The organism is Syntrophomonas zehnderi OL-4 (assembly GCF_000983115.1).
GTDB lineage: Bacteria > Bacillota > Syntrophomonadia > Syntrophomonadales > Syntrophomonadaceae > Syntrophomonas_B > Syntrophomonas_B zehnderi.
The window spans coordinates 39,372-52,460 of sequence record NZ_CGIH01000027.1; the positions used below are offsets into that span (position 1 = coordinate 39,372).

At 43.9% G+C, this 13,089-nt stretch carries 12 protein-coding genes; all 12 read left to right on the top strand.

Going from position 1 to position 13,089, the window contains the following annotated elements:
• Nucleotides 1-1,368 carry a UDP-N-acetylmuramoyl-L-alanine--D-glutamate ligase gene (gene murD / locus AAV90_RS07525; RefSeq protein ID WP_242847506.1) on the top strand — a complete coding sequence of 456 codons (1,368 nt, stop codon included), beginning with the start codon at nucleotides 1-3 and terminating at the stop codon, nucleotides 1,366-1,368.
• 415 nt (nucleotides 1,369-1,783) lie between these two features.
• On the top strand, nucleotides 1,784-2,884 hold the full coding sequence (gene ftsW / locus AAV90_RS07530; RefSeq protein ID WP_046497330.1) for a putative lipid II flippase FtsW: 1,101 nt from the start codon (nucleotides 1,784-1,786) through the stop codon (nucleotides 2,882-2,884).
• A gap of 1 nt (nucleotide 2,885) precedes the next feature.
• Nucleotides 2,886-4,001, top strand: coding sequence for an undecaprenyldiphospho-muramoylpentapeptide beta-N-acetylglucosaminyltransferase (gene murG, locus AAV90_RS07535; protein WP_242847507.1), 1,116 nt, complete (start codon nucleotides 2,886-2,888; stop codon nucleotides 3,999-4,001).
• A gap of 275 nt (nucleotides 4,002-4,276) precedes the next feature.
• Entirely contained in the window at nucleotides 4,277-5,662 is a 1,386-nt protein-coding gene (murC, locus tag AAV90_RS07540; RefSeq protein WP_046497336.1) for a UDP-N-acetylmuramate--L-alanine ligase, read from the top strand.
• A 26-nt stretch (nucleotides 5,663-5,688) separates the two neighbouring features.
• A complete protein-coding gene (gene murA, locus AAV90_RS07545) occupies nucleotides 5,689-6,945 on the top strand; it encodes a UDP-N-acetylglucosamine 1-carboxyvinyltransferase (RefSeq protein WP_198142835.1) in 1,257 nt (418 codons plus the stop codon).
• Nucleotides 6,946-7,049: 104 nt separating this feature from the next.
• Nucleotides 7,050-7,799: a cell division protein FtsQ/DivIB gene (locus AAV90_RS07550; RefSeq protein WP_046497342.1), complete on the top strand. Its 750-nt coding sequence runs from the start codon at nucleotides 7,050-7,052 to the stop codon at nucleotides 7,797-7,799.
• Between the two features lie 4 nt (nucleotides 7,800-7,803).
• Nucleotides 7,804-8,508, top strand: a complete 705-nt coding sequence (locus AAV90_RS07555; RefSeq protein WP_046497344.1) for a DUF881 domain-containing protein — start codon at nucleotides 7,804-7,806, stop codon at nucleotides 8,506-8,508.
• 16 nt (nucleotides 8,509-8,524) lie between these two features.
• Nucleotides 8,525-8,860, top strand: coding sequence for a small basic family protein (locus AAV90_RS07560; protein ID WP_046497346.1), 336 nt, complete (start codon nucleotides 8,525-8,527; stop codon nucleotides 8,858-8,860).
• 113 nt (nucleotides 8,861-8,973) lie between these two features.
• Complete coding sequence (gene ftsA, locus AAV90_RS07565) at nucleotides 8,974-10,170, top strand: cell division protein FtsA (RefSeq protein WP_242847508.1); 1,197 nt, start codon at nucleotides 8,974-8,976, stop codon at nucleotides 10,168-10,170.
• A gap of 19 nt (nucleotides 10,171-10,189) precedes the next feature.
• Entirely contained in the window at nucleotides 10,190-11,257 is a 1,068-nt protein-coding gene (ftsZ, locus tag AAV90_RS07570) for a cell division protein FtsZ (protein WP_046497351.1), read from the top strand.
• Nucleotides 11,258-11,461: 204 nt separating this feature from the next.
• Nucleotides 11,462-12,343, top strand: a complete 882-nt coding sequence (locus AAV90_RS07575; protein WP_046497353.1) for a sigma-E processing peptidase SpoIIGA — start codon at nucleotides 11,462-11,464, stop codon at nucleotides 12,341-12,343.
• Between the two features lie 57 nt (nucleotides 12,344-12,400).
• The gene (gene sigE / locus AAV90_RS07580; RefSeq protein WP_242847515.1) at nucleotides 12,401-13,084 is read left to right on the top strand and encodes an RNA polymerase sporulation sigma factor SigE; all 684 of its coding nucleotides are present in this window, start codon (nucleotides 12,401-12,403) and stop codon (nucleotides 13,082-13,084) included.
• Nucleotides 13,085-13,089: the final 5 nt, after the last annotated feature.

A 13,089-nucleotide genomic window follows, 5' to 3' on the forward strand; every position in this document is an offset into this window, starting at 1 on the left:
TTGTTTAAAGGTAAAAAGATCCTGGTGGTGGGTTTAGCTAGAAGCGGTATGGCAGCGGTAAAGGCATTGCATAAAAGGGGAGCCGTTCTATTTGCATATGATGCCAAAACAGAAAAGGAATTGCCCGCTGAAGCAGCCTGGCTAAAAGATTTGGGGGTCAAAATCTTTTTGGGTACATATCCCCCTTTACATCAAGGGATAGATTTATTGGTAGTAAGCCCCGGGGTACCCCTAGATATTGACCCCGTACAAGAGGCTTATCGGAGAGGAATCAGGGTTATTGGTGAATTAGAACTGGCTTTTCTCTTGAAGTCCCCTCAAGTTGAAATGCTGGCGGTAACCGGCACGAACGGCAAAACGACCACGACTGCTTTGTTGGAGATGATTTTAAAAACAGACGGCAGGAATGCTGCAGCGGCCGGTAATATAGGCGTGCCTTTGTGCAGCCTGATAGAGGAAATGGAATCAGGATATATTGCTGTTGAAGCCTCCAGCTTTCAGCTGGAGAGCACCCAATCTTTCAACCCCCATGTTGCCGGTATTTTAAACATTACTCCAGATCATCTGGATCGGCATAAAAGTATGCAGGGATATATACAGGCTAAGAGAAACATCTTCAAAAACCATACTGCCGCTGATTATTTGATTCTTAATTACGATGATGAAATAGTCAGAAACCTGGCTCTATCTGCCAATTCGCAGGTTATTTTCTTCTCGGTGGAACAGGAATTGGCCGAAGGGTTCTATATCGCTGAGCAATCCATACAGGTTAATTGGGGCGGCGAGCATTGCAGCTTGTTGTCCCTCCCAGAAATACGCCTGCGGGGTAAACATAATCTGGAAAACATTCTCTGTGCGGCTGCCATGGCTTGGGCAGACGGGGTAAGTCCGGCTAGTATAATAAGCTCTTTAAGAAACTTTGGCGGGGTAAGACACCGCTTGGAAGAAGTGACCATTCATAACAACATACTGTATATTAATGATTCCAAGGGGACTAACCCCGAATCTACAATGAAAGCACTGCAAGCCTTTGACGATCCGATAGTGTTAATTGCCGGGGGTCGCTCTAAAGGCGGCAGTTTCACTGCCTTGGCCGAACTGATCCCGGGAAAAGTTAAGGAATTAGTGCTTTTGGGGGAGGCTCGGGAACAGATTAAATCTGCGGTAATGGAATTAGGTTACCGGAATATACATGAGGTAGAAGACTTTCCTGCGGCAGTTTACCTTGCCCAACGTCTGGCTGAACCGGGGGATGTGGTATTGTTATCCCCAGCGTGCGCCAGTTGGGATATGTTCCCTAGTTATGAACACCGGGGCGATTTGTTTTGCGAATTAGTAGGGCAACTGGTAAATGAGACTTTTGCTTAGCAGGAAAAAAGATTTTTAATAGACGCGGATTTACGCGGTTAAAATAGACACAGATTATACAGACAGATTTACACAGCAACCTTAATTATGAACGAAGTTCATATCAGTAGTGCCCGTAGGGTGCAACCTTAATTATGAACGAAGTTCATATCAGTAGTGCCCGTAGGGCGCAACCTTAATGGTGACCGTTAGGGAGCAGCAGTAGTCCCTGCAAGGGGATTTTGTCTTTGATCAACCAACCGCTATTAACAGTATCGTCGTAACGCTAAAATAAACCGGCAATTTGTAGGGGCGACCTGTGGCCGCTCCAATGCAGAGGAAGCTTCAGCTTCCGCGTCCACGCAACTATTTTCATAGGTGGTTGTGTCCTTTTCAAGATTAATGATTTTTACTAATTACAGGGGGTGTTAGGGCAGTGCGGCTAAAAAAAGGTCCTCCCGACTTTGTATTGTTTATTACCACGCTTGCCCTGATAGGCATTGGATTGGTTATGGTTTTCAGCTCCAGTGCGGTTACCGCCAATATCGATTATGGGGACTACTATTACTTCTTTAAAAAACAGTTGCAATGGACATTAATTGGTTTAGTATTCATGATTTTAGCCATGAAGATCAACCTCGAAAAACTTAAAGCTCTGGCGATTCCTTTGATTATTATTGCATTTATTTGCTTGATCGCGGTTATAACCCCGCTGGGGATTGATGCCAAAGGGGCTTCGCGACAATTGGGGTTTGGCCCGATGCGCTTTTCCCCCTCGGAGTTTACCAAGCTGGCTATGATCATCTTTCTTGCCAAAACTATGGAAATTAACTTGAATAAAATTGGTTCGTTCACCAAAGGGGTTTTACCCTATATGTTTATACTGGCTTTGGCCTGCGGACTTATAATGATGCAGCCGGATCTGGGATCATCCTTTGTACTGGCCGGAACAGTTTTCTTTATGTTGGTGGTAGCCGGGGCCAAATGGTCACATTTAGGCTATATTTCCCTGGCCGGTTTTACGGCAGTGGCAGCGGCCATAATATTGGAACCTTATCGTTTTGAAAGGGTAGTGGCCTTTATCGATCCCTGGAAATATGCCAGCGATGAGGGCTTTCAAACTATTCAGTCCCTATACGCATTAGGTTCAGGGGGGCTTTTTGGGCTGGGATTGGGAAAGAGCCGCCAAAAATTTTTTTACCTGCCCGAGCAACATACGGATTTTATTTTTGCTATTTTAGGTGAGGAGCTTGGTTTTATCGGCATTAGCCTAGTAATTATTCTGTTTTTGCTGTTTGCCTGGCGAGGGTTTAAAATAGCTTTAAATGCACCTGATAATTTCACCAGTTTGTTAGCGGCCGGGATTACTACCCAGATCGTATTTCAGGCGGTTATAAATATCGGGGTCGTATCAGGGGCGTTGCCGGTTACCGGGATAACCTTGCCATTTATTAGTTACGGCGGAACCTCCTTGCTCTTTTCCATGGCCAGTGTAGGTTTACTATTAAATATATCCAGATATAGTTCTTACAGGTGAGGTGTGTACATTGAGAGTAATACTTACCGGCGGCGGTACTGGCGGACATATCTACCCGGCGCTGGCTATTGCCGCTGAATTAAGACAAAGGGACCAGGATGTAGAACTGCTCTATGTAGGTACGGCCAAAGGATTAGAGAGCAGGATCGTCCCGGACAGTGATATAGCCTTTAAATCCATAGATATAAGCGGTATTGACCGCTCCTCGATGCTTAAAGCCAGCAAATCCATGATTAAATTTCCAGCCAGTTTTTTTCAGGCCCGCACCATTATAAAGGAATTTCAGCCGGATATAATTGTAGGAACGGGAGGCTATGTTTCTTTTCCTATAGTATTAGCCGGTACTTTTTTTGACGTAAAAACCATTATTCATGAACAAAATGCTTTTCCTGGCTTGGCTAATCGCAATTTGGCCAAAAGGGTTGATCGTGTCCTGTTAACGTTTGCGGAGGCTGCTTCCTATTTGCCTGCCCACAACCTCAAGGTTACCGGTTTGCCCGTGCGCAAAAAAATTATGACGGTTGATAAAGAAAAGGCTCGTATAAATTTGGGCCTTAATAAAAACCTGTTTACCATGGTGGCATTCGGAGGGAGTCTGGGAGCCATGACTATCAACCGGGCCATGCTGGATTATTTGGATTTAAGCCGGAACGAGGAACTGCAGATTGTTTGGATTACCGGGGAGAGTGCCTACGAGGAGATCCAAGCAGAACTGGAGCGCAGGTTTGATAGAAGCAAAATGCGTGTCAGATTAACCATGTTTCCTTATATGTATAATATCGAAGAAGCCCTGGCCGTAGCAGATTTGGCTGTTTGCCGGGCGGGTGCCGGCACAGTCTGCGAATTGAGTATCCTGGGTCTACCTGCTATATTAGTTCCGTACCCTTATGCTGCGGACAATCATCAGGAAAAGAATGCCCGGGCATTGGTCGATAAAAATGCTGCCTTGATGGTTATCGATGAGTTTTTTGATGGTTATACTCTATATCAGAAGATCCAGGAACTAAAAAATAACCCACAACTATTAAACCAAATGGGGAAGAATATACATAAAGAAGCCAAACCCGATGCCCTAAACGCCATTGTGGATGAAATAATTAGTTTAGCGAGTAGTTAACTAAAATTTTAATTAATAGACGCAAATTATTCTTGTCTATGTGATTAATTAGAAAACAATACTGACCGGGGGATTATAGTAAGGATTCCCCATAATGAACTAAATAAAAAAGTCGCAGAAACTACGTGATCTGTATCAATCACTTGTGGTGATGTTCGGTCAACTATGCGTCTGACCTGGACAGGCTTTAAACCATAAATGTAACCACTTTTGTTAATAACGCATACTATAAAGTGTATTTAGGGATTTTTTCAAATGATTAAGGAGATGAGGATATGACCACAGATTCCAGTCAATGGGTTCACATGGTAGGAGTAGCTGGAGCAGGCATGAGCGGAATAGCCAGGGTATTGAAAGAACAAGGCATTAAAGTAAGTGGTTCAGATCTGCAAAACAATGAAATAACCAAAAAACTAACCGACATCGGCGTGGAAATAAAGCAGGGTCATTCATCCGCATACCTTCAGGAGGGGGTTGATTTACTGGTCATATCCTCGGCCATTCCCGAGGACAATGTTGAGGTACAGGAAGCCAGAAGGCGCGGCATTCCCGTACTTAAAAGGGGTGAAATATTGGCCCGCCTGGCTAATGCCAGTAAAGGGATTGCCATAGCGGGTGCGCATGGTAAAACCACCACTACCTCCATGTTGTATACAGTATTGGAGGCCTGTGGCCTGGATCCAACTTTTATTGTAGGAGGAGAAATTCAGGGCAGCGAACTTAATGCCCGTTTAGGTCAAGGAGAGTATTTTGTGGTTGAGGCGGATGAGAGTGATGCTTCGTTTTTGGAATTGCGGCCCTTTATATCGGTTGTAACCAATATCGAAAACGACCATCTGGATTTTTATAAGTCTTTTGATCGTATTAAAAAAGCCTTTGAACAATTTCTCGACCAGGTTGATCCGGACGGCTTTGCTTTGATTTATGGCGCTGACCAATGCCTGCAGGAAATTCAACGTAATCTGTCCGGCAGGGTGATTACCTACGGTGAAGACAGTAGGTTTGATTATTGTCTTAAAAACTGGCAGGTGCAGGGAATGGGCTCCAGTTTTGATGTCTATCGCCATCAGGATTTTCTGGGCAAGATAGAACTTTTGGTTCCTGGCCGACATAATGCCCTAAACGCATTGGCTGCAGTTGCGGTAGCTTTTGAATTAGGTTATTCGTTCCAATCTGCAGCGGCCGGCTTGTCTAATTTCCAGGGTGCCAAACGGCGTTTCCAAGTGCTTGGCACCCTGGAAGGAAGGAGTATGGTGGTTGATGATTACGCGCATCACCCTACGGAAATAAAAGCGACCATCAGTGCGGCCCAAAGTTTAAATTATGATCGGGTAGTGGTGGTTTTCCAGCCTCATCGTTATTCCCGGACCGGTTTGTTGGCCGAACAGTTTGGGGCTTGCTTCAAGGAAGCCGATTTAGTTATCATATCCGATGTTTATTCCGCCGGTGAAAAACCCATTAATGGGGTTAGCGGAGAATTGATTTATCAAATGGCTCGTAAAGTCGGCTGCAATGCCTTGTATATTCCTACCCTGGATGATATTGAATCTTTTCTACACCAAGAGATTCGTGATAATGATCTTTTAATAACAATGGGGGCCGGTGATATATGGAAACTGGGAGTTAAGCTGGTTAATAATTATTCTCCATCAAAATTATAGACTTAATTCCTGGCGGAGGTGTTATTTTGGAAGAACGTTTGTTGGTCAGGGGGGGCCGAAGTCTAAAAGGCCAAATAAGCATAAGCGGATCCAAAAATGCTACTTTGCCTATTATGGCAGCCAGTTTGTTATCATCAGGTGAAGTGCTCCTAAACGATGTTCCTGACCTGGAAGACATAAATGTTATGTCCGATGCCTTATCAATATTAGGGGCTAAAGTAAAACGCGAAGGTAGAGGTCTGATTATAGACGGACGTTCGGTTAATAGTTTTGAACTGCCCGAGTATATTTCCCGGCGTATGCGCGCGTCCAATCTAGTAATGGGTGCTTTGCTGGGGCGTTTTAAGGAAGCCCGGGTTGCTTATCCAGGCGGGTGCGCGATCGGTTCGCGTCCCATGGATTTGCATATTAAAGGTTTCAATAGTCTTGGGTATGATATCACCGAAGGGTTTGGCTACATGTACGGCAAGGAAGTGTCAGCCCGCGGGAAAGAAATTATGCTGGATGTACCCAGTGTGGGGGCGACCGAGAATATTATGATGGCAGCCGCCTTGACGCCCGGGACTTCCATTATCCGCAATGCGGCTCGGGAGCCGGAAATAGTTGATCTGCAAAACTTTTTAAACTGCATGGGAGCTAAAATTAGGGGAGCCGGGCTCGATACCATAAGGATTGAAGGGGTAAAAAAACTCGGTGGAGTTGAACATTCAGTCATACCTGACCGTATTGAAGCAGGTACGTTTATGGTTGCTGCGGCGATTAGCCGGGGGGATGTATGGATAGAGAACGTAGTAATGGAACACCTGCAGCCGGTTGTCTCCAAACTTAGCGAAGTTGGGGTGGAGATTCTGCCCTGGTCAGGAGGAATACGCCTGATAGGTAAGAACCATTATAAACCTACCGATATCAAAACCATGCCCCATCCTGGTTTCCCTACCGATATGCAGGCCCAAATGATGGCTTTGCTGGCTACCATACCGGGTACCAGCGTAATGGTGGAAACGATCTTCGAAAATAGGTTTATGCATGTGCAGGAATTTCGAAGGATGGGGGCGGATATTAAAGTAGAAGGCCGGGCCGCCATAATAAAAGGCGGAGAACTTGAAGGGGCGATCGTGGAAAGCACAGATTTAAGAGCCGGAGCCGCACTTATCCTGGCGGGTCTCTGGGCGGCCGGCGAAACAGAGATATCTCGTTTGGATCACATTGATCGGGGTTATGAAAATATTCATGAAAAATTAAAGCGATTAGGAGCGGATATTGAAAGGAGACTGGTGCATTAAGTCACCGGTCTCATTATTTGTTAGCTATATTCTTGTCAGAAAATTTGATATAATTCTTACTGAACTCTTTAGAGAATTTGGCAACTTAAATCGAGGTAATGAATATGGCGAAAACCAATAACACTCACAAAGCTTTTAAAATTTCTCTGCTGATATTGGCGGTGTTGGTATGTGTATATATATTCCTGCACAGCTCTGTTTTCAATATTGCCACTATCAAAGTCAGCGGTAATGAAAAGGTATCCCGTAACGAAATATTGGCTTTGGCTGGAGTATCCCCTGGAACCAATATATTCCAAGTTAACCGGGAGTTAACCCAGAATTCAGTAAAGATTCATCCTATGGTTAAAGATACTCAGATAATAAGGCACTTTCCCCAAACTATTGAAATCAAGGTAACGGAGCGTCAGAGCTGGGCCATATTACCATATCAAGATATTTTTTTGCTGATTGACGAAGAAGGCATCTGTATTGATAAAATCAATGAGATGCCTAAAAATTATATACCCATTATTACTATGGATAAGTTTCCAGAACGGGTGAACCTGGGACAGGCTGTAAATAAAAAGGCCACAGATATGATCTGGGAAGTCTGGCAAGCCTTTAGCGATTCAAACCGGAAAAACATATCCCAATTCCACTATTCCAATAAAGATCAATCATTATTTATTTATACTATGAAAGGTACTGAGGTTCGTTTTGGTAATATGGATAGGCTAGAACAAAAAGCCAAGGACTTTAGTGAGGTAATCAAAATAGAAAATAATTTACAGGAAGAGGGCAGGGATATACTTGATTACGTTGATTTAAGATTTAAAGGTCAGCCCGTTGTTAAAACCAGATATAGGGGGTGATTGAGTGCGCAATAAAAGTGGACAAATTTCCATTATGATAGTATGTTTAATTCTTGGCATCATGCTGGCAGTGCAGTTTAAAAATACCCAAAATTCTGATTTACACCTCCGCGGAGCCAGGTCTGATGAACTTTTATTTACGCTAAACAATGTAACTCAGGAGAGGGATTCTCTAGCCCGGGAAGTAATATCCCTAAGGGAAAAAATCGCTTCTGTACAGAATAATAACGATGCTACGGCCGGAATACAGGATGAACTTAAAAAAGCCAATATGGCAGCCGGCCTGCTGGCCGTTGAAGGGCCGGGGGTTGTAGTAACTTTAAATGACAGTACACGAACGGTGCAGGTGGATGAAGATCCTAACTCGTATATCATACATGACAAAGACATTCTAAGGGTAGTCAATGAATTAAAGGCCGCTGGTGCCGAAGCTATTTCGGTTAATAATGAACGAATCATAGCCATGTCTGAAATCCGATGTGCCGGAACGACTATTCTGGTTAATTCGAATAAAATTGGCCCTCCTTTTATCATAAGAGCAATCGGCGATCCTCAGATTCTGGAAAGTGGACTAGCCATAAAAGGCGGTATTGTTGAGGAACTTAAATACTATAGCCTGCAGGTGCAAATCCAAAAGAACGATCGGGTTGAAATTCCCGCTTATGGTAGTGCCGTAAAGTTTAATTTCAGTAAACCGAAAAAACAGTAAAGGCGGAATTAAATTAATGTGGTTATTAACGTTTTTTTGTCTTTTGATAGGTGTGCTAATCGGTTTCCAGCTACCTATCCTTCTGCCGGTGATATATGTAAAGTATATGTCGATTGGGGTATTGGCTGCCCTGGATTCGGTTTTTGGCGGGATTCGTGCCTACATGGAAGATTCTTTTGATAATATTATTTTTATCAGCGGCTTTGTTACCAATACATTATTAGCCGCCGGTCTAGCTTATCTGGGTGACCGGCTGGGTTTGGAGTTATACCTGGCCGCAGTGATAGTATTTGGATCTAGACTATTTCAAAATTTAGGGATTATTCGTCGATATCTTTTGAAAAAATACTGATAAAAATTATTCGGTAAAAGAGGGATTGTATATACGTTTGTGGTATTTAATGCAAGAAGGAACTTAAGGGGTGTTTTGGCATTAACAAACGGTATATACGAGTTGGTTTGGATGTGGGTTCAAGTTCAATAAAGGCTGCCCTGGGTGAGGTAATTTCCCCCGGTAACGTTAATATTCTGGGATTATCCCAGGTGGTTTCGGTCGGCTTGCGCAAGGGCAACATTGTAGATATTGAGAATACGGCCCGTTCCATAGATCAATGCCTAAACGAGTTGGAGAGATTAACTGGTATTGAAATAGCGAGTGCTTTAAGCGGTTTTTCCGGAATAAGCCTGACTGCTGTACATAATCATGCCGTAATTGCAGTAGGCAATCCTAACGATGAAATAACTGAAGAAGATAAACAACGGGTGCTGCAATCTGCCCGGAATATCGCGTTGCCGCCGGATAAAATAATTGTGCAGGTAATTGAACGTCAGTATATTGTAGATGGTTATGATGGTGTAAAAGACCCGGTTGGCATGATGGGCAGCCGTCTGGAGGCCGAGGTCGTGATTATAATTGCCGCCGCTGCCGCAGTACAGAACCTGCAAAGGTGCAGCAACCGCATTAACCTTCAACTGGAAAGGCTTGTATACAGCCCTCTACTTATGGCCGAGTCAGTGTTGATGCCGGCTGAAAAGGAGATGGGTGTGGCGCTTGTTGATATGGGTGGCGGTACAACCGAAATCAGTCTTTTTGAGCAGGGAAGCTTATCTTCCACTGCTGTTTTGCCCATAGGGGGAGAATATATAACCAGAGATTTAGCCATTGTTCTCAGAACATCCATTGAAGAAGCCAGTCGGATCAAGGAAGAAGCCGGAGTAGCATCAACCACTTTAGCCCGTTCTGATATTACCGTTAATGTTCGAAACATACAGGGAAATGAACTAAAACAGGTTTCCCAGCATGTAATCGCTGAAATAGTTGGTGCCCGGGTTTTAGAAATGGTGGAGATGATTCAGGCCGAATTAAACCAAAACACCTGCATTGATAACCTCCCCGGAGGATTAGTGATTTCCGGAGGGGGTGCTCAACTGACAGGGATTGCGGAAATGATGGAGTCCTATCTTAATATTCCGGTTCGACTGGGGGTACCAGATAACATAAAGGGTTTACAGCGGGAGTATAACCAGCCGCAGAATTCGGTTGTCTTAGGGTGTATATGTTATGGAGCCAATTTGATCGACCTGGCTGCGACCGATAATTATCAGGGAATGTCCAACATCTTGGCTAGAATTAATTACTGGCTTAAAGATTTATTCGGTTAATAACAGAGGAGGTTTAGTAATGCCATTGGATTTTGATGTGGAAATGCAACAATTTGCAGATATCAAGGTAATTGGTATTGGCGGTGGGGGTAATAATGCGATAAACAGGATGATTGAAGCCGGCCTTAAAGGTGTGGAGTTTATTGCCGTGAATACTGATGCTCAGGCATTATTTCTTTCAAAAGCGGAAAAAAAAATCCAGGTAGGTGAAAAACTCACCAAGGGATTGGGTGCAGGTGCTGATCCCGATATTGGCATGAAGGCCGCCGAGGAAAATGAAGATGAGATCATTAAAGCCCTGCAGGGTGCCGACATGGTATTTGTTACGGCTGGAATGGGCGGAGGAACCGGTACTGGCGGAGCTCCGATTATTGCCAAACTGGCCAAACAGGTGGGTGCGTTAACGGTTGGGGTCGTCACCAAGCCATTTGGTTTTGAAGGTCGCAAAAGAAATCAACAAGCCGACCGCGGCATCCAGGCATTAAAAGATGAAGTGGATAGCCTTATAACCATTCCCAATGACAGACTGCTGCAAGTTGTGGAGAAAAATACCGCTTTTAATGATGCCTTCCGCATCGCCGATGATATTCTCCGTCAGGGTGTGCAAGGTATCTCGGATCTAATTGCGGTTCCCGGCGTTATAAATTGTGACTTTGCTGATGTCCAGACCGTAATGAAGAACACCGGTTCGGCTCTTATGGGAATCGGCAGGGCTACGGGGGATAATCGGGCGTCTGAAGCGGCCCGCTTAGCTATATCAAGTCCCTTATTGGAGACTTCCATTGAAGGGGCTCGGGGAGTCTTGTTCAACATTAGCGGTGGCAGTAATCTGACTTTGTTTGAAATTAACGAAGCGGCCGAGATTATTCATCAATCGGCCGATGTGGAAGCCAATATCATTTTTGGGGCCAATATTGACGAAAGTTTGGAGGATGAAGTTCGGGTAACTGTTATTGCGACAGGCTTTGACACACCCAAAGTAGTTGTCAATGAACCCCAGGTACGCCCAAGAAGTTTGGAAAGTCCCCATACGTTCCTGGACAAAAATGATTTGGAAATACCTCCGTTTTTAAGACGTAACCGCTAAAACGCTACTTTTACATATGATTAGATAATGGCCGAGGAAGGAATTCCTCGGTTTTTTTCATTTTCTCAAAAAAAACGTCTTAGGAAGATACCTAAAAACAACAATTTGCTGCCCCATGATTACCTATAATTTGGAATACATACTTTAAAAAAGAAATCATATAAAAATAGGAGACATAGATATGGCTTCAAATGAAAAAACATCATGAATGAACCTAAAGTTTATGCCGACCTGACCTTCTTAATCAATTTTATCCTGGATTTTTTAATCTTATGGGCCAGTGCCAGGTTAAGCCGCATACGAATAAAATATCCCCGTTTGTTGTTGGCGTCTTTTTTAGGCGGTGTATACGCAGTAGGGTATCTTTTCGACTTTCTGATGCTACTATACTGCCTGCCGGCTAAATTAACCGCGTCAGTAGTACTTATTTTATTAGCCTTTGGATTTCACAACTGGCAGAAATTTAAGCAAGTTTGTCTGTACTTTTACGGGATAAGCTGTGCAGTAGCCGGGGCCAGCCTGGCTGTTCCTTATTTGCTGCCCCATGGGAGCCAGCCGGTTTCCTGGTCGTATCTCTATTTACTGGCGGGTATTATATGTGTATTAATAATTGGTTTCTGGGCTGAGAAATACTTGAATCAGACCCTGATTCCGGCCTTGTTGAAATATCCGGTCAGCATTCGTTTTGGCGATCTGATTTGTCGGGGGGAGGGTTTTTTGGATACCGGCAATGGGCTGCGTGATCCTTTGACCCAGCGTCCCATTGTGGTGGCTGAATATGCCCTGCTTAAAACCTGTCTGCCGGAAGATTTCAAGCTGGCCCTGGAAAACCATCCGGATGAAAATGAACGTCTGGAAGCTATCAGCATGAGTACCTGGTCCAACCGGATGCGTTTAATCCCCTTCTCTTCAATCGGCAAGAAAAACGGGCTGTTAATTGGAGTGCGTTGTGATGAAATGGTGGTAAATCTGGGCAAAAAAAAGCTCCAGCATAAAAACCTGGTAGTGGGCATCTATCCTCATAAACTAACCCTGGAGGATGATTATCAAATGTTGATTCCGTCTGAAGTCGTGTATAAAGGGTAAAGATAGGGGGGCTGAGCATTGAACTTACAGGCCAGACTTGCTTCACTAAGACTCGGTATTATCAAGTGGTATATTAGAAAAAAACTACCCCGGTTTGTTCATTATATTGGTTCAGCGGAGGTTTTGCCACCTCCGTTGAAAGAAGGAGAGGAACTCAAGCTGATATCCCGGCTTGATCAAGGGGATGGCACCGTAAAATCTACTCTTATTGAGCACAATCTGCGTCTGGTGGTCTATATAGCTAAGAAATTTGAAAATACAGGCATAAATATTGAAGATTTGGTGTCTATAGGCACGATCGGTTTGATCAAGGCGGTCAATACCTTTGAACCCAAAAAAAATATTAAATTAGCTACATATGCGTCTCGCTGCATCGAAAACGAAATCCTTATGTATCTGCGGCGCAATTTAAAAAACCGGGTGGAGGTATCCCTGGATGAACCCTTAAATGTAGATTGGGATGGGAATGAATTATTGTTATCAGATGTACTGGGTACGGATGGAGATATGATTTATAAAACGATTGAAAGCGAGGTGGAAAAATCGCTGCTTTGGCAGGCAATGCATAAATTGAATAGCCGTGAAAAAACCATCATTCAATTACGTTTTGGACTAAATGACGGTGCTGAGAAAACCCAAAAAGAAGTAGCCGATATCCTGGGGATATCACAATCCTATATATCCAGATTGGAAAAAAGGATACTAAAAAGGCTGCAACGGGAGATAAGAAAAATAGAATAGACCGG

Bases quoted from the DNA above. Each gene is read 5' to 3' on its own strand.
- AAV90_RS07575 (WP_046497353.1), top strand. From the start codon at position 11,462: ATGAATGAACCTAAAGTTTATGCCGACCTGACCTTCTTAATCAATTTT.
- murC (WP_046497336.1), top strand. From the start codon at position 4,277: ATGACCACAGATTCCAGTCAATGGGTTCACATGGTAGGAGTAGCTGGA.
- ftsZ (WP_046497351.1), top strand. From the start codon at position 10,190: ATGCCATTGGATTTTGATGTGGAAATGCAACAATTTGCAGATATCAAG.
- AAV90_RS07550 (WP_046497342.1), top strand. From the start codon at position 7,050: ATGGCGAAAACCAATAACACTCACAAAGCTTTTAAAATTTCTCTGCTG.
- AAV90_RS07560 (WP_046497346.1), top strand. From the start codon at position 8,525: ATGTGGTTATTAACGTTTTTTTGTCTTTTGATAGGTGTGCTAATCGGT.